Genomic DNA, 16,653 nt, shown 5'->3' with positions numbered 1-16,653 from the left:
GTGTGTCAGACGTCGGCGACCGCGAAGGCCGCCGACAGTGGAGGCAACATCGCGCGGGCATCGAGGCCGGCGAACCAGAGGCCGACGGTGAAGACCGAGGTCGCCTCCAGATATCTGGCGCGGTGCAGACCGCCCGCGGTAAACGGTTGCAGGGCCAGTTCTTCGGCGAGCCGGGCCACCGTCTGTACCGCCGCCGCGTCGTCGCCGCAGATCGGGACGGCCAACCGCACACCGTCGAAGACTCGGTCGGCGCCCGCCCACACCTCGGCGGCGAGGAGGTTGAAGGCCTTGACCACGTGGGCTTTCGGTGCGGCCGCGGCGATGCGTTCGGCCACCGCGTCCTCGCTCAGGACGAACGCGGTGACGCCGTCGGGTGCCGATTCGTCGGGCAGGAACGCGTTGGTGCAGTCGATGACGATCTTTCCGGCCAGCTCGGCGCCGTGTGTGGTGAGCAGTTCGGTGAGCGCGCTCACGGGTACCGCGAACAGCACTACCTCGGCGAAGGCGATCGCCGCGCTGATCGTCGCCGGTCGCACGTCGACCGGAGATCTGCTCGCCCGGTCGGCATCCGGTCCGCTGATCGCGCTGATCTCGGACGCGAGTGCCTGCGCCGAGTCGGCCGAGCGGGCGCCGATCCGTACCTCGTGGCCCGCCGTGGCCCAGCCGCCACCCAAAGCGGACGCCATCGCGCCCGCGCCGATGATTCCGATACGCATGAGAACTCCCGTGATTCGTGCCGAGCCCGGTGGCATCGACCACACCGACGCTAGAAAGGCCGAAAGGCACCCGCGGGTGCCTTTCGGCGGTGGCACGCTGGTACCCATGACCGCCGCCGAACCGGTGCAATACCCGCCCTACGGTGACTACGAGGCCGACTGCCCCGCGCGAATGGCGGTGGACCTGTTCGCGAACTCGTGGCTGCCGGTGGTGGTGTACCTGTTGCGCGATGGTCCGCAACGTCACAGCGAACTTCTGACGGGGGCCGGTGGGATCAGTCAGAAGATGTTGACCCAGACGTTGCGGCGGATGGAGCGGATGACGCTCGTACGCAGGCGGCGGTATGCCGAAGCGCCGCCGCGAGTGGAGTACGAACTCACCGAAGCGGGCCGCGATCTGCTGGTTCCGATTTATGCGCTCGGCGCATGGGTCGACCGACACGGGCCCGCGGTGACCACCGCGATGTACGGCGAACCGCCCGGCTGACACGCCCGGCGAAGGTCCAGGTGCCCGCTGGGTGAACGGCAAAAGAACGCCATGCCAAGTGCCTGTGACCTGCGCGAAACTTCGTCGACCCGCCGACGTTATGTCGGTCCGCACTCGTACGATCAATCTTGTGAGTGTTCCGCAGGCCGTGCTGTTGGCAGTCCTCGCGGCTGTCGTCGGGCTGGCAGTCGGTGGCCTGCTGATCCCGTTCGTCAATGCCAGGCAGGCCGCCCGCACCCAGGAAGACACCGGGCTGACGATGTCGCAGGTGCTCGACCTGATCGTGCTCGCCTCCGAGTCCGGCATCGCGGTAGTCGACGAATACCGCGATGTGGTGCTGGTGAATCCGCGCGCCGAGGAACTCGGGCTGGTCCGTAACCGGTTGCTCGACGAACGCGCGTGGGCCGCCGTGGAGAAGGTCCTCGCGACCGGCGAATCCGCCGAATACGACCTCACCGCCAAGAACCCGCTACCCGGCCGCGGCCGGATCGCCGTGCGTGGTGTGGCCCGCAAACTCTCCCGCGAGGAAACCAGCTTCGTCGTGCTGTTCGCCGACGACGATTCCGAGCAGGCCCGCATGGAGGCGACGCGGCGCGATTTCGTCGCCAACGTCAGCCACGAACTCAAGACCCCCGTCGGCGCGATGAGCCTGCTGGCCGAGGCCATGCTGGAATCGGCCGACGACCCCGAGGCCGTGCGCCATTTCGGTTCGCGCGTGCTGGGCGAATCGCGGCGCCTGGGCAAGATGGTGACCGAGCTGATCGCCCTGTCGCGATTGCAGGGCGCCGAGAAACTGCCCGACCTGGCCGTGGTCGACGTCGACACGGTGGTGCAGCAGGCGGTCGACCGCTCGCGCACCGCCGCCGAGGCCGCGGGCATCACCGTCAGCACCGACCGGCCCAGCGGGCTGGAAGTGCTCGGCGACGAAACGTTGCTGGTGACCGCGCTGTCGAATCTGGTGGAGAATGCGATCGCGTATTCACCACAGGGTTCGCATGTGTCGGTGAGCCGGTCGCTGCGCGGCGATCATGTCGCGATGGCGGTCACCGATCGTGGCATCGGGATCGCCAAGGAAGACCAGGAACGGGTGTTCGAGCGGTTCTTCCGCTCCGACAAGGCCCGCTCCCGCTCGACCGGCGGCACCGGGCTCGGCTTGGCCATCGTGAAACACGTGGCGGCCAACCACAACGGCGAAATCACCCTGTGGAGCAAACTGGGCACCGGCTCGACGTTCACGCTGCGCATCCCCGCCCATCTGGAAACCGATGGGGACGAGGACGCGGAACAGACGCCGGAGTCCACCACGAGAGAAACCACCGTCCCGCGCACTCTCGCGGGACGAACGAACGGTGTGGAGGCACGCAGATGACGAGTGTGTTGATCGTCGAAGACGAGGATTCGCTGGCGGAGCCGCTGGCGTTCCTGCTTCGCAAGGAAGGCTTCGACGTCACCGTCGTCGGCGACGGCCCGTCCGCGCTGGCCGAATTCGACCGCTCCGGCGCCGATATCGTGCTACTGGACCTGATGCTGCCCGGCATGAGCGGCACCGACGTGTGCAAGCAGTTGCGCACGCGCAGCGGCGTGCCGGTGATCATGGTGACCGCCCGCGACAGCGAGATCGACAAGGTCGTCGGGCTGGAACTCGGCGCCGACGACTACGTCACCAAGCCGTATTCGGCGCGCGAGCTGATCGCGCGGATCCGGGCCGTGCTGCGCCGCGGCGCCGGTGACGAGCTGGACTCTGGCAGCGAGAACGGCGTGCTCGAGGCCGGACCGGTGCGGATGGATGTGGACCGCCACACCGTGCACGTCAACGGTGGTCAGGTCACCCTGCCGCTCAAGGAGTTCGACCTCCTCGAGTACCTGCTCCGCAACTCCGGCCGCGTGCTGACCCGCGGCCAGCTGATCGACCGCGTCTGGGGCGCCGACTACGTGGGCGACACCAAGACCCTCGACGTGCACGTCAAGCGCCTGCGCTCGAAGATCGAGGCAGACCCGGCCAAGCCGGAACACCTGGTGACTGTGCGAGGCCTCGGCTACAAGCTCGAGGCTTGACACCACCCCGAGAACGAAAGGATCCCGTCGGCACACCGACGGGATCCTTTTCGTTCATAGACGGAATGACTGATCTAGCGAGAACATGGGTAACTCACCGGGCACGAGCCAACGAACTGGATGCCTTGCCGCCGGCCGCGTACATAGGTCTCCCCGTACCTAGATCTGGCCAAGAGTCGCGGAGAGGCGGTCAGAGCACGCTCCAGGCGGTGCCGAGGGGGGTGTCGATCTTCTTCAGGGCGACCACTTCCACGCCGTCGAACTGCTTGCAGTCGTAGATCGGCACGTCGGCGCCGTTGCCGCGGCAGCCGATGGGCGAGGAGGTGCCCTTCGTGCTGATGATGATGTATTTGCCGTTCTTGGCGGCGTCGATCGCGGCCGGGTCGTTGTAGTTCACGAAGTCGGCCGTGAAGTCCGCGTACGCGGCCGGATCACCGTTCGGTTCGGCATTGGCCAGGCCGGTCATGGAGAGGGTCGCGCCGATCGCGAGGGTCGCTGCGTAGATCGCTTTCTTGGACATGAACAGCTATCCAACCCGAGTTCGGTGACGGATGCACGACCTACAGATGAACCGAATGGTTACGAGGCTTTCACTCCGCGTGATTCGATCTGTGAGGTTCGGGGTTCATCCGCTCGGCTTCGACCGTCGCCGGATGCACCGCGACCAGGCCGAGGCCCTCGCGCCGGCGGCAGTGCTTGGCGAGTTCGTCGTAGGCGGGCGCACCGAGCAGCTCACGCAGTTCCGGGCCGTAGGACTGCCAGACCGGCTTCGCGCCGACGTGGGCGTCGGGAGAGCCCGTGCAGTACCAATCCAGATCCAGGCCGCCGGGTCCCCAGCCGCGCCGGTCGTATTCGGTGACCACGGTGCGCAGGATCTGCTCGCCATCCGGGCGTTCCACCCAGTCCTGGGTGCGCCGGATCGGCAGCTGCCAGCACACGTCCGGCTTCACTTCCAGGGGTTCGATGCCCTTGCGCACGGCCATGATGTGCAGCGCGCAGCCGGGGCCCGCCGCGAATCCGGGACGGTTGAGGAAGATGCACGCGCCGTCGAAGCGACGGGTGCGCAGGGCCGGTTCGTCCTCGAGTTCGTCGAGTTCGAGGTAACCCTTCTTGACGACCTTGCCGTTCTCGGTGGCCTCGCCCATCAGCTGCCAGTCATCGGGTGTGAGCATCTTCACAGCACCGTTGAGGCGCTTGCGGTCGTCCTTGTCGGCCAGGAAAGCGCCGTGTGAGCAGCAGCCGTCGTCGGGGCGTTCGGCGATGATGCCCTGGCAGGCGGGCGTGCCGAACACGCACGTCCAGCGCGACAGCAGCCACGTCAGATCGGCGACGATCTGGTGCTCGTCGTTTGCTGGATCGGTGAACTCGATCCACTCCCGTGGGAAATCGAGCTCGACTTCCGGGGCTGGGTCGATCTTTCGCCCAGGTCGGAGCCCGGTCTCCGCGGTGCCAGATGCGCCTTCGGTCACAACTCGTGACGCTAACAGTTCAGTCGCCTGGCCTGCTGTACCGGATCACCAAGTACCGTATTCGTGTGCGGCTTGGTGTTCTCGATGTCGGAAGCAATACCGTCCACCTGCTCGTGGTGGACGCGCATCGTGGTGGCCACCCGATGCCGATGAGCTCGACGAAGTCGGCGTTGCGCCTGTCCGAGAGCATGGATTCGGTGGGCCGGATCACCGAGGAGGGCGAGGCGCGGCTGATCGCGACCATCCTCGAATTCGCTGATCTGGCACGCAATTCCAAGTGTGTGGAGCTGATGCCGTTCGCCACCTCGGCCCTGCGCGAGGCAACCAATTCCGAGGAAGTGCTCGCCCGCGTCCGTGCGATGACCGGAGTCGATCTGCAAGTGCTCTCCGGCGACGACGAGGCCAGGCTGACGTTTCTCGCGGTGCGCCGCTGGTTCGGCTGGAGCGCGGGCCGGATCATCAATCTCGACATCGGCGGCGGCTCGCTGGAGCTGTCCAACGGCGGCGACGAGGAACCCGACGTGGCGCTGTCGCTGCAACTCGGCGCGGGCAGGCTCACCAGGGAGTGGCTGCGCGACGACCCGCCGGGCAAGCGCAAGATCGCGGTCCTGCGCGACTGGCTCGACGCCGAACTGGTCGTCCCGTCCAAGACGATGATCGACGCGGGCAGGCCCGACCTGGCCGTGGGCACCTCGAAGACATTCCGTTCGCTGGCCCGGCTGACCGGCGCGGCACCCTCGGCGGCCGGTCCGCGGGTGCGACGTACACTGACCAGCTCCGGTCTGCGCCAGCTGATCGCGTTCATCTCCCGGATGACCGCGTCGGACCGCGCGGAACTGGAAGGCGTGAGTTCGGATCGGTCCCAGCAATTGGTGGCCGGCGCATTGGTCGCGGAGGCGAGTATGCGGGCGTTGTCGCTCGACAGCATCGAAATCTGCCCATGGGCGCTGCGCGAAGGCCTCATCTTGCGCAAACTGGACTCCGAGCCCAACGGAGGTGGACCGGCCGCGGTGCCGCCGGTCACGCCGGTCGCGGAAGTGGAGTCGGCATGAGTAGCGAGGATTCTAAACAGCTATCGGTGGCTGAGCTGCTGGCGCGCAACGCCGCGCAAGGGGCCGCGCCCGCGACCTCCGGTGGCGGTGGACGACGACGGCGCAGCGGGCGCGGACTCTCGGTCAACGATCTGACCGGTGAGAACGCGGCGGTCAAGCCGAACTCGCACGCCGCGCCCGCGCCGGAACCCCCGCCCGCGTATGTCCCGCCGCCGACCTACGCCCCCGAGCCCGCGCCTAGTTACGAACCGCCCGCGAGTTACCAGCCCGCGCCCTACCCGCCGCCCGGTCCGGCCGAACCGGCCTTCTCGCCGATGTCGGGCCCGATCACCCGATTCGACCCCGATGCGGGGTACTCCGCGCCCGATCCGCGCGACCCACTCGGACTTGCCGAACAGCGACCGTCGTCCGATCCGTTCGGGCCGTTCCGTGCCGAAGCGCGCGATGCCGGTTCTCGTGGGGGAGGACGCGGTCCGGGTCGCCTCGGTGTTCCCGGCGGTCCCACGCAGCCGGTCGATCCCGGTATCGCCGAGATGTTCGGTTCCGGTGCGCTGCCCGCGGTCGGCGGGGGCAGACGGCATCGACCGGATGAGCCCGAGGTCGCCCCGTACGCCGAGCCGCCGAAACCGCCGCCGGTCACCGGCGGCCGGGCCGCGCGCAGGCGAGCCGCCGAAGCCGCGGAAGAGGCCATCGAGGCGAGCCCGGCGCCGGGCCGCCCGTCGTTCGACGCGCCGCTCTACGAGGCGGGCATCGACGCGCCACAGGCCTTCATGGGCAGGCCGGGGCAGTCGCGTGGATTGGACGCGCTCCCCGATATCGGGCCCGGTTTCGACAATCAGGCCGGATCGGGCTTCGACGAGCATCGGGGGACCGGGTCCTTCGACAGCCGGCCAGGGCAGGGCTTCAACGGCCGACCGGGAGAGTCTTTCGACGGCAGGCCCGCGTCGGGCTTCAACGGGCGGCCGGGCGAGTCTTTCGATGGTCAGCCTGGCAACGGGCGGCCGGGCGCCGAGCCCGCGCGAGGTTTCAACGGGGCGGGGCGTAACGGCGCCCCCGGCCTGAACGGGCAGCCCGCGCCGGGTCGTGTCGACGCGGCGCAAGCCTTCAACGGATATCCGCCGCCGGGCGCCGAAGCCACCCAGGCCTACAACCTCGCGCCGGGCACCGACGCCCCGCCTGCCCGCGGCGCGGATCAGCGCCCCTCGCTGGATCGCCGGCGGGGCGAGCCGAAGTCCGGCGGGCTGCCGTCGTGGTCGGCGCGCAGGCATCGTCCGGACAAGAACGCACCCGCGCCGGAGAGCGGTGGTTTCCCGACGGCCGCGTGGTCGCCGGTCAGCCAGGAGCAGCCATTGGTGTCCGGGCAGTCGGTGGCCGGGGACCTGCTGCGCCAGCGCGCCGAACGCGGCCCCGACGCCGACGCGCACACCGAGGTCGTCTACCGAGTCGGCGCCGACCAGGCCGACGACGAGGACACCGACGACTACGCCGAGTCCGATTACGCCGACCGCGATTACGTCGACAACGACTACTCCGACGCCGACTACGCCGAATCCGATTACGACGACGCGGCATTCGACGATGACGACTACGACGACGACTACGAACCCAAGCCGACCAGGGCGAGCAGGCGTGCCGCGACCAAGGCCGCCGCCGTGACCCTGGCCGACCGGGCGAGGGCGAAGGTGGCGAGCCGGGCCAAGTCGAAGACCGGCAGCGTCGCCGAGTCGCGAGCCGCGAGCCGATTGTCGGGTAACCGAGCGGGCGGGTCGGTGGCCGGGCGTGCCGCGCGCGTATCGAGCATGGCGCGCGGCGGCGACGACAACGCCAACCGCCGCCAGTGGATGATCCTGGGCGCGCAGAGCGCGGGCGCGGCGGTCGCCGGGATGTTGCTGTTCAAGGGTTTCGAGACGTTGTGGGAGTCGATGGCGTTGGTGGCGCTGGCGCTGGCGACGGTCGTGATCCTCGGTCTGGTGGCGCTGGTTCGCATCCTGCGCCGCACCGACGACATCTACAGCACTGTGATCGCAGTCGTCGTGGGCGTCTTCGTGACGCTGGGACCGCTAGCCTTTCTCCTCAGTACCAGCTGAATACAGGGAGTGGGCTGTGGGGAACGCACGGGCGGACATCGCGATCGGGCTGTCGACGGCCTCGGTGTATCCGGAGAACACGCAGGCGGCGTTCCGCTATGCCGCCGAATTGGGTTACGACGGTGTGGAATTGATGGTCTGGGCCGAGCCGGCCAGCCAGGACATCGCGACGGTGCAGTCCTACGCGAAGCGCTACGGCATCCCGGTGCTGGCGGTGCACGCGCCGTGTCTGCTGATCTCCCAACGGGTCTGGGGCGCCGACCCGGTGGCCAAGCTGGAACGCAGCGTGCGGACCGCGGAGGCGCTCGGCGCCGACACCGTGGTGGTGCACCCGCCGTTTCGCTGGCAGCGCCGCTACGCGAGAGGTTTCGCCGATCAGGTCGGTGAGCTCGAGGCGCATCACCCGGTCAAGGTGGCCGTGGAGAACATGTTCCCGATGCGGGCCGACACCCTGTTCCGCGACGGCGCGGTGCGCAGACTGGAACGGCGCGCGGGCCCCGGCCGCGCGGTGAGCGCGTTCAGCCCGTCCTTCGATCCGACCGACACCGGCTTCGATCACTACACCCTCGACCTCTCGCACACCGCGACCGCGGGCGCCGACGCGCTCGAGCTGGCGCGCCGGATGGGCGAGGGCCTGGTCCACCTGCACCTGGCCGACGGTCGCGGCGCCGCGCACGACGAGCACTTGGTGCCCGGCGACGGCACCCAGCCCTGCGCGCAACTGTGTGAACACCTGATACACACCGGTTTTCGCGGCCACGCGGTCGCCGAGATCAACACCCAGAACGCGCGAACCACCGCCGAACGCTCCACCCAGCTGGCGCGCACCCTCGATTTCGCACGCCGCCACCTCACCGGCGCCACCCCCGACCCCCAACCGCGCCACGCCGACCTGCCATAACGGAACGCGAGTCGGAGTCAGCCGGATCCATCACCACCAACGACCACCACCAACGGCCACCACCACCCTGGCCGGGTAGTCCTGATGTGTCTCTACCCAAAGGGGCCCGCCCCGATCTGGACTGACCGGAGGGTGCGACGAAGGAGTACCCGGAGGGAGGGAAGATCGGGGCCTCCAGGGCCCCGCTCGAGCGCGCCAGCGCTCCAAAAACACAGCCCCCAACTATTCCGGACTCGGTAACCCCGATGCGTCACTTGCTCGCATCGCGATGTGTCACCTGCTCGCATCCCGATGTGTCACTTGCTCGCATCCCGATACGTCACCACCTGCTCGAACCTCGATGCGTCACCACCTGCTCGAACCCCACCCCCTGCCCAGCGCGGAATACACCGGCCATCACCAAGCTTGTACGCTGTACGAACTGCTGTGCCCCCCGACCAGGAGTGACGATGACGCGAGAACTCGCGACCGACGCGCCGTTCAGTCAGGTCCTCGACCTGACCGAGCTCACCACCACCGATGCCGAGACCGGCCGCTACGCCGGCATCATCGCGCCCACCTGGACCATCGGCCCCAAAGTCCACGGCGGCACCATGGTCGCGGCCACCGCCGCCGCGGCGACCCGCTGGCTCACCGAGGCCGACGAATCGCTGGCCCAGATGGCGCCCATCGCGGCCAGCACCGACTTCCTCGGCGCTCCCGACCCCGGTGAGGTCGAATACGCGGTGCACATCCGCAAGAAGGGCCGCCAGATCTGCCTGGCCGACGTGGACCTGATCCAGAACGGCCGCACCCTCGTCCGGACCGCGTTCACCTTCGGCCACCTCGACTCCACCGAGACGCGCTGGAGCGGCCCCGACACCGACATGCCCGCCGAGCCGGTCGACGAGGCGTTCCGCTACTCCGCCGATTCGCCCATGGGCAAGATCGTGCACGTCAGCCAGGGCGCCCACATGGTGATCGACCCGACCTGGGGTGAATTCCTGCGCGGTGAGACCGGCCCGCCCCGGCTGCGGCTGTGGATCCGCCCGTTCGACGGCGACGAAGCCGATCCGCGGGCCCGCGCCGCCTTCGCGATGATGGCCGCCGACATCAGCCCGCCGGTGCCGATGAACCTCGGCCACTTCGGTTGGTCGCCGACCGTGCAGATGACCACTTATCTGCGCCGCGTCCCCGCGCCCGGCTGGCTGCGCGTCATCGCGACCGCCCGTGAGGTCGGTGAGCGGATGTTCGACGAGGACCACCTGGTCATCGACTCGACCGGTGCGGTCGTCGCCCAGAGTCGCCAGCTGGCCCTGATCCCGGCGGCACGCTGACGCCACCGGGCCAACTAACCTTGTCCTCATGACGAGAATTGCGGTGGTCGGTGGCGGTCGGATCGGTGAGGCGCTGGTGGCCGGATTGCTGGAATCCGGTCGGGCGACCAAAGATCTGGTCGTGGTCGAGCCGATCGCCGCGCGCGCCGCGCAGCTGGCCGAGCGCTTCAAGGTGCGGGTGAGCGGTTCGGTCGCCGACGCCGTCGAGGGCGCCGACATCGTGGTGATCGCGGTGAAGCCCGGTGTGGTCGACTCGGTGCTCACCGATCTGTCCAAGGCCGACCTCGACAACGGTCGCGATCAGGTGCTCGTCTCGCTGGCCGCCGGTGTCTCCACCGCCCGGCTGGAGTCGAAATTGCCCGCCGGTTTCCCGGTGGTGCGGGTGATGCCGAACACGCCGATGCTGGTCGGGCAGGGTATGAGTGTGCAATCGCCCGGTCGCTACGCCAAGCCGGAGCAGCTCGAGCAGGTCGGCGAGATGCTCGAAGCCGTCGGCAAGGTGGTGACGGTGCCCGAGGCGCAGATGGACGCGGTCACCGCGGTTTCCGGTTCGGGACCGGCGTATTTCTTCCTTGTCGTCGAGGCGATGATCGATGCGGGCGTCGGCCTGGGCCTCACCCGCGAGGTGGCCAGCGAACTGGTCGTGCAGACCATGATCGGTTCGGCGGCGCTGCTGGACGAGACCGGGCAGAGCGCGGCGGAGCTCCGTGCCGCGGTCACCTCGCCCGGTGGTACCACCGCCGCGGCACTGCGCGAACTCGAACGTGGTGCGCTGCGCTCGACGTTCACCGAGGCGCTACACGCGGCCAAGCAGCGGTCCGCCGAACAGGGCGCAACGAACGAGTGACAAACGGGTACCCGGTTTGAAAACCGATTTCTCACACCCGTCGCAGTAATCCCACTGGTCCCGCTAAGCTCGTAGAAGCACGTGCGTGTCTGTTCCGCTGGTGGGGAAGCCGGCGGCGCGGGCGTGCCGGAGGTCAATGGTGCCATGATGTCTGCGAACAGAATGTCAAGTAATCCATCGGCGTCGGGCGGTGGTTCGGGTTCGCCCGCTCCACGGGTCGGCGCCACCCCGCAAACGGTGATCGGCGGTGGCACTCAGTTTCTCACCGTCGCCGAAGTCGCCGATCTCATGCGGGTGTCGAAAATGACGGTGTACCGGCTCGTGCACTCGGGTGAACTGCCCGCGGTGCGTGTCGGACGCTCGTTCCGAGTGCACGCGAAGGCGGTGCACGACTACCTGGAGACGTCGTACTTCGACGCCGGATGACGTAGTTCGGCCAGGTACAAGGGCGGTTTCGTTGCTGCTCGGGTGCCCCGGTAGCATGGACAACTGGTTCGTGTCCGCCTGCCGGTGGCACCGTTCGTGGTGTCCGGTTGCCCCGGCGGCGCGGACGCCAAACGACGCACGTGAACACCGCGTGTGTATGCCGAGTAGAGAGAACGCGAGGAAACCCTATGGGTTCTGTGATCAAGAAGCGCCGCAAGCGTATGTCGAAGAAGAAGCACCGCAAGCTGCTTCGCCGCACGCGTGTTCAGCGGCGCAAACTCGGCAAGTAAGCCTGCGTACCGCGACGAGCCCGTCACCTTCCAGGTGGCGGGCTCGCGCTGTGAAATACGCGGGTTTGTGAAGCTCATCGGTCGAGGACGGGTCGCCGATGTTAAAAGCTTGTAGATCGTGACGGCGAGTGGCGCGAATGCGGCTACTCTGGTACGCGAAACACGATGAGCAGGGGGCTTTGAGTGGGGTCAGGTTCGAGTTCCGATACACGGGAACGACACGCACCGAGAGTTGTGCTGGTCACGGGTGCCAGCCGCTTCTTCGGTGGCAATGTCGCGGCACGTTTGGCTGCCGAACCCGGCGTCGAACGCGTCATCGCGGTGGATACCGTCACTCCCAGCCGTGAGCTCCGGCGAAAAATGGGTAGTGCCGAGTTCGTGCGTGCCGATATCCGGAATCCACTGATTCGCAAAGTCGTCGAGGGCAACGACGTCGATACCGTCGTGCACGCGGCTGTGCTCACCCGTCCGCCCGCCGGTGGCGGTCGCGCGGTGATGAAGGACCTCAATGTCCTGGGTGCGATGCAATTGCTCGCCGTGTGTCAGAAAGCGCCGACGGTGCGCCGCGTGGTGGTGCGATCGTCGTCGGCGGTGTACGGCTGCAGTGCCAAGGATCCGGCGAAATTCACCGAGGAAATGGGCGCGCGCACTCCGCCGGCGGGGTGGTTCGCACGCGACATGATCGATATCGAGGCGCTGGTGCGTGGAATGGCGCGGCGCAGGCCCGATATTTCCGCATCGATTCTGCGTTTCGCGCCGATCGTCGGTCCTCGCCTGGCCGATCGGGGCGTGCAATATCTGCGTTCGCCGATCACCCCGACCGTTCTCGGTCGCGAAGCCCGACTGCAATTGCTGCACGAGGAAGACGCGGTCGCGGTGCTGGTGCACGCGGCGCAGCGCGCACACGGTGGCACGGTCAATATCGCCGGTGACGGCGCGCTGGCCATGTCGCAGGCGATCCGCCGTGCCGGGCGCATCGTCGCGCCGGTTCCCTTTTTCGTCTTCCGCACGGTCGGTCGCTCGCTGATGGGCCCGATCATGCGCGGATTCAGTGGCGAACAACCCGACTATTTCTACTTCGGCTGCGGGCTCGACACCACCCGTATGCGAACCGAACTCGGCTTCACCCCACGCTGGACCACGGTCCAGGCATTCGATGACTTCATCGCGGGCGCAGCGTTGCGGCCCGTCTTCGATCCGGCTTGGATCGACGCCGCGGAACACAAACTGCTCGGCCTCATCGGGGCCGGTACAGGAGCGCGTACATGAACGAGGGAGCGAAAGTCATTCGTCTCGACGTGAATGTCGAGACCCGGCAGCGACCGCAGACCCGGCGATGGCCGGACCAGCCGACGCAGGCGATGCCGGTCACCTCCCTCAGCGAGCGTCGACCGGGAATGCCCGCCCGCCCGCCGAAGTCACTGACCGACATCGTGCGCGATGCCGTCGGCGAGCAGATCGAACGGACCGCCGAGTTCGCGCGCCGCAGGCTCACCGGGGACTACCAGGTCGACGAGTTCGGCTACGACCGGCACCTGCTCGAATCGGTGATCCTGCCCGCGCTCCGGCCGCTGTCGGACTACTGGTTCCGGGTCGAGGTCGCGGGGATCGAGAACATCCCCGCCGTGGGTGGCGCGCTGCTGGTCGCCAATCACGCGGGCACCGTGCCGATCGACGGGCTGATGCTGCAATTGGCCGTGCACGACAAGCATCCGCATCAGCGGGCGCTGCGGCTGCTGGCCGCCGACCTCATCTTCGAGATGCCGCTGCTCGGCGCGCTGGCACGCAAGGCCGGGCACACGCTGGCCTGCCATCCCGATGCCGAGCGGCTGCTGCGCGCCGGGCACATCGCCGGCGTGTTCCCGGAAGGGTTCAAGGGCGTCGGAAAGAACTACGCCGACCGGTACAAGCTGCAACGGTTCGGGCGCGGCGGATTCGTGTCGGCGGCGGTGCGGGCCGGGGTGCCGATCATTCCGGTCTCGATCGTCGGTTCCGAGGAGATCTACCCCAAACTCGCCGATATCAAGCCGCTGGCACGCCTGCTCGGGCTGCCGTACTTCCCGGTGACGCCGCTGTTCCCGCATCTGGGGCCGCTGGGCGCGGTGCCGATGCCGTCGAAGTGGTACATCGAATTCGGTGAGCCGATCGCGACCACGGCGTTCGAGCCGGAAGAGGCCGACGACCCGATGACGATGTTCGAGGTCACCGACCAGGTCCGCGAGACCATCCAGCAGACGCTCTACAAGCTGCTGGCCAAGCGCCGGAACGTGGTTCTGGGGTAGATCGTTCGGGATCACTTGTTCGGTAGTCCCAGGCAGGGTTGAGGCTGTGTTAGTTGGAGCGCTGGCGCGCTCGAGTCGCGGCCCTGAGTGGCCGCCGGTTAGGCACCGGGGCTTGCTCCTTCGTCGCCTACGCCCCGGCGGCTAACCGGCGACCCGGCCGCGACCGGCCACTTCGTGGCCGCCGCTCCCTAGGGGTCGCGGGTGCGGGGTTGGGGTTTATGGGGTGTGGAAGGCGGCCGGGACTCAGTGTTCGCGGTGGCGGGCTACTACTGCTGCTACCGCGCCGCCCGCGGCGCCCAGCGCCAGGGCGGTGGGGACGCCGATCTTGGCTGCTTTGCGGCCGGTGCGGAAGTCGCGGATTTCCCAGCCGCGGTTCTTCGCGACCTCGCGCAGGTCGGAGTCGGGGTTGATGGCGACAGCGGTGCCGACCAGCGACAGCATGGGGACGTCGTTGTGGCTGTCGGAGTAGGCGGTGCAGCGCTTGAGGTTGAGCCCTTCGCGGATGGCGAGGGTACGCACCGCGTGCGCCTTGCCGAGGCCGTGCAGGATGTCGCCGACCAGGCGGCCGGTGAACTTGCCGTCGACACTCTCGGCGACCGTGCCGAGGGCGCCGGTCAGACCGAGGCGTTTGGCGATCACATTGGCCAGCTCGACCGGGGTGGCGGTCACCAGCCAGACCTGCTGGCCGGCGTCGAGGTGCATCTGGGCGAGTGCGCGGGTGCCGGGCCAGATCTTGTCGGCGATGATCTCGTCGTAGATCTCCTCGCCGAGTGCCGCGAGTTCAGCCGTGGGGCGGCCTGCGATGAAGCTGAGCGCCTTCTCCCGGCCCGAGACCATGTCGGAGGAGTTCTCCTTGCCGGTGACCCGGAACTTCACCTGCTTCCAGGCGACGTCGACCAGATCGGAGGTCTTGAAGTACTTGCGCGCGGCCAACCCGCGAGCGAAGTGGACGATCGAGGCACCCTGCACGAGGGTGTTGTCGACGTCGAAGAACGCCGCGGCGGTGAGGTCGCGCGGAACCTCGGGGCCCGCGTCGGCACCCTGCTCGGCGAGCTCGGCATCGTGCAGCTCGAGCGCGGCGTCGGCGCTGGCCTCACCGGCCAGGTTGGCGCGTAACTCTTCTTCGCTCGGTCCGAACGGGCTGCGTGGCAGCCGTGCGAACTGTTCCTGCAGTTCCTGACCGAGGCGGCTGGGCTGCCACCGTGCAGGGAACTCCCCGAATCGCCCTGCGACGAATCCGGCCCTAGTCACCTTCGAACGTTCCGGCACCAGTACCCTCCGCTAGTCGCGCGAACCATGTCCACAGTAACCGGCTGCACCGACAACCCGCTGCGGGCTCGGGGATTAAATAGGGCTCATGACTAATCCCACACCGACGGTGACCCTGTTGACCCGCGCTGGTTGCGGCATGTGCAGCGCGGCACTGGAGCAATTGCGGATGATCTGTGGTGATTTCGGTCTCCCGGTCGCCACTGTAGACGTCGACGAAGCCGCGGTCAGGGAGCCGGAACTGCGTGCCGAATACGGTGATCGCCTGCCGGTGGTCCTGTTGAACGGCCGTGAACACAGCTATTTCGACGTCGATGAGCCCCGTTTGCGGGCGGACCTGAGCCGGATCGCTGGTCGCGACGGAAAATGAGGCCGAATTCACCGACTTTGTGAACGCCTGCACAAGCGGTTACGGTGGTGACACGCAATCCGCACCGCCGCTCCACGCGGCGGCGGTGGCCGGGTTTGTACCGCCCCTATGGCACCGGTCGCGCTCTCGTAATTGCAGCGACCCACACCGGTGAACGAAACAGAGGAACCGGACCGCGATCAGGCCCGGAACGAGGAGCCGACGACGTGACAGAGCAGCACGAGACGCCGAGTGGCGTCTCCGGCAAGGCTCTTGTGCGGGACATTCCGCAGGCCACGGTGACTCGTCTTGCTACCTATCTCCGGGTTCTCGCCGGGTTGGCCGACGAGGGTGTAGTCATCGTATCGAGTGAGGAACTCGCTGTCGCGGCGGGTGTCAATTCGGCGAAGCTGCGCAAGGATCTTTCCTTCCTCGGACCCAACGGTGTGCGGGGTGTCGGCTATGACGTAGCCAAGTTGCGCACGAGGATCGAAGATGTGCTCGGACTGTCGCAGGGACATCGGGTAGTGCTGATCGGCGCGGGCAATCTGGGTCGCGCGCTGGTCGGTTACGGCGGATTCGGGGTACGAGGCTTCACCGTGGTCGGGATCTTCGACAACGACCCGTCGGTGATCGGCCAGTCGTACGCCGGTCTCGTCGTGCGCGATGTCGAGCAACTGACCGCGCAGATTCCGGCGCTGACGCCGACGATCGCGGTGGTGGCCGTGCCCGACGAAGCCGCCCAGGACGTGTGTGACCGGCTCGTCGACGCCGGACTGCCGTCGATTCTGAGTTTCGCGCCGCTGGAACTGCGCGCGCCCGCCCATGTCCAGGTCCGCCGCGTCGACCTGGCGATGGAACTGCAGATGCTGTCCTTCGATGCCGCGCGCAACGACGCGCCCGCGCTGCCCGAGATCGCCGAGGTCGGCTCCGGCCGCGTCGCGCGCCGGGTACCGCCGCCGAACCATCTCACCCATGCCGCACCGGTCGAACCGGCCCGCGGCAGGCCGACACGGCGTACCGCGCCGCATTCGGCCACGCCCCACTCGGCAACGGAGCCAAGCACCAAGGGATCGGTGATCACGCCATGAGCGAGCGCCAGCGAGC

18 protein-coding genes are annotated in these 16,653 nt (G+C 67.9%); 14 read left to right on the top strand and 4 right to left on the bottom strand.

Features of this window, described 5'->3' with window-relative positions; all coding sequences use genetic code 11:
- Positions 1–5: 5 nt before the first annotated feature.
- Positions 6–716, bottom strand: a complete 711-nt coding sequence (locus ACFQ9R_RS14690; protein ID WP_378991045.1) for an NADPH-dependent F420 reductase — start codon at positions 714–716, stop codon at positions 6–8.
- On the opposite strand from ACFQ9R_RS14690, the gene ACFQ9R_RS14685 reads away from it, so the two are divergent.
- From ACFQ9R_RS14685 to ACFQ9R_RS14675, 3 genes are all read left to right on the top strand, one after another.
- Positions 715–1,203, top strand: coding sequence for a winged helix-turn-helix transcriptional regulator (locus ACFQ9R_RS14685; protein WP_378991044.1), 489 nt, complete (start codon positions 715–717; stop codon positions 1,201–1,203). The two genes, ACFQ9R_RS14690 and ACFQ9R_RS14685, sit on opposite strands and share 2 nt — an antisense overlap.
- A 130-nt stretch (positions 1,204–1,333) precedes the next feature.
- The gene (locus ACFQ9R_RS14680; RefSeq protein WP_056816211.1) at positions 1,334–2,572 is read left to right on the top strand and encodes a cell wall metabolism sensor histidine kinase WalK; all 1,239 of its coding nucleotides are present in this window, start codon (positions 1,334–1,336) and stop codon (positions 2,570–2,572) included.
- A complete protein-coding gene (locus tag ACFQ9R_RS14675; RefSeq protein ID WP_056814516.1) occupies positions 2,569–3,258 on the top strand; it encodes a response regulator transcription factor in 690 nt (229 codons plus the stop codon). The genes ACFQ9R_RS14680 and ACFQ9R_RS14675 overlap by 4 nt, the downstream gene beginning before the upstream one ends.
- 190 nt (positions 3,259–3,448) lie before the next feature.
- Here ACFQ9R_RS14675 and ACFQ9R_RS14670 read toward each other — a convergent pair whose 3' ends face one another.
- Positions 3,449–3,778, bottom strand: a complete 330-nt coding sequence (locus tag ACFQ9R_RS14670; RefSeq protein ID WP_378634123.1) for a hypothetical protein — start codon at positions 3,776–3,778, stop codon at positions 3,449–3,451.
- 70 nt (positions 3,779–3,848) lie between these two features.
- Positions 3,849–4,727: a hypothetical protein gene (locus tag ACFQ9R_RS14665; RefSeq protein WP_378991042.1), complete on the bottom strand. Its 879-nt coding sequence runs from the start codon at positions 4,725–4,727 to the stop codon at positions 3,849–3,851.
- A 65-nt stretch (positions 4,728–4,792) separates the two neighbouring features.
- Between ACFQ9R_RS14665 and ACFQ9R_RS14660 the strand changes: the two genes are divergently transcribed.
- The 9 genes from ACFQ9R_RS14660 (at position 4,793) to ACFQ9R_RS14620 (ending at position 13,928) form a co-directional block, all read left to right on the top strand.
- On the top strand, positions 4,793–5,779 hold the full coding sequence (locus ACFQ9R_RS14660; RefSeq protein ID WP_378634128.1) for a hypothetical protein: 987 nt from the start codon (positions 4,793–4,795) through the stop codon (positions 5,777–5,779).
- 26 nt (positions 5,780–5,805) lie between these two features.
- Positions 5,806–7,866, top strand: a complete 2,061-nt coding sequence (locus ACFQ9R_RS14655; RefSeq protein ID WP_378991041.1) for a hypothetical protein — start codon at positions 5,806–5,808, stop codon at positions 7,864–7,866.
- Positions 7,867–7,882: 16 nt separating this feature from the next.
- The gene (locus ACFQ9R_RS14650) at positions 7,883–8,767 is read left to right on the top strand and encodes a sugar phosphate isomerase/epimerase family protein (RefSeq protein ID WP_378991040.1); all 885 of its coding nucleotides are present in this window, start codon (positions 7,883–7,885) and stop codon (positions 8,765–8,767) included.
- 449 nt (positions 8,768–9,216) lie between these two features.
- Positions 9,217–10,083, top strand: coding sequence for a thioesterase family protein (locus ACFQ9R_RS14645; protein ID WP_378991039.1), 867 nt, complete (start codon positions 9,217–9,219; stop codon positions 10,081–10,083).
- 28 nt (positions 10,084–10,111) lie between these two features.
- On the top strand, positions 10,112–10,930 hold the full coding sequence (gene proC / locus ACFQ9R_RS14640; RefSeq protein WP_378634139.1) for a pyrroline-5-carboxylate reductase: 819 nt from the start codon (positions 10,112–10,114) through the stop codon (positions 10,928–10,930).
- Between the two features lie 144 nt (positions 10,931–11,074).
- Positions 11,075–11,356, top strand: a complete 282-nt coding sequence (locus ACFQ9R_RS14635) for a helix-turn-helix domain-containing protein (protein WP_228537168.1) — start codon at positions 11,075–11,077, stop codon at positions 11,354–11,356.
- A gap of 188 nt (positions 11,357–11,544) precedes the next feature.
- Positions 11,545–11,646 (top strand): 30S ribosomal protein bS22, encoded by a 102-nt coding sequence (locus ACFQ9R_RS14630; RefSeq protein ID WP_003402602.1) that lies wholly within the window; start codon positions 11,545–11,547, stop codon positions 11,644–11,646.
- A 234-nt stretch (positions 11,647–11,880) separates the two neighbouring features.
- Positions 11,881–12,915, top strand: coding sequence for an NAD-dependent epimerase/dehydratase family protein (locus tag ACFQ9R_RS14625; RefSeq protein WP_378991038.1), 1,035 nt, complete (start codon positions 11,881–11,883; stop codon positions 12,913–12,915).
- On the top strand, positions 12,912–13,928 hold the full coding sequence (locus tag ACFQ9R_RS14620) for a lysophospholipid acyltransferase family protein (protein WP_378991037.1): 1,017 nt from the start codon (positions 12,912–12,914) through the stop codon (positions 13,926–13,928). Before ACFQ9R_RS14625 ends, ACFQ9R_RS14620 begins: the two co-directional genes overlap by 4 nt.
- A gap of 243 nt (positions 13,929–14,171) precedes the next feature.
- On the opposite strand, the gene ACFQ9R_RS14615 is transcribed toward ACFQ9R_RS14620, so the two are convergent.
- Complete coding sequence (locus ACFQ9R_RS14615; protein WP_378991035.1) at positions 14,172–15,197, bottom strand: HAD family hydrolase; 1,026 nt, start codon at positions 15,195–15,197, stop codon at positions 14,172–14,174.
- A gap of 88 nt (positions 15,198–15,285) precedes the next feature.
- Between ACFQ9R_RS14615 and ACFQ9R_RS14610 the strand changes: the two genes are divergently transcribed.
- Complete coding sequence (locus ACFQ9R_RS14610; RefSeq protein ID WP_378991033.1) at positions 15,286–15,567, top strand: glutaredoxin family protein; 282 nt, start codon at positions 15,286–15,288, stop codon at positions 15,565–15,567.
- A gap of 206 nt (positions 15,568–15,773) precedes the next feature.
- The gene (locus ACFQ9R_RS14605; protein ID WP_378634153.1) at positions 15,774–16,637 is read left to right on the top strand and encodes a redox-sensing transcriptional repressor Rex; all 864 of its coding nucleotides are present in this window, start codon (positions 15,774–15,776) and stop codon (positions 16,635–16,637) included.
- Positions 16,638–16,653: the final 16 nt, after the last annotated feature.

Origin of the sequence: Nocardia sp. NPDC056541 (genome assembly GCF_042794235.1) — a bacterium.
Taxonomy (GTDB): Bacteria; Actinomycetota; Actinomycetes; order Mycobacteriales; family Mycobacteriaceae; genus Nocardia.
The sequence above is the reverse complement of the archived record's forward strand: the minus strand, read 5'-3'. Positions and strand labels throughout refer to the sequence as shown.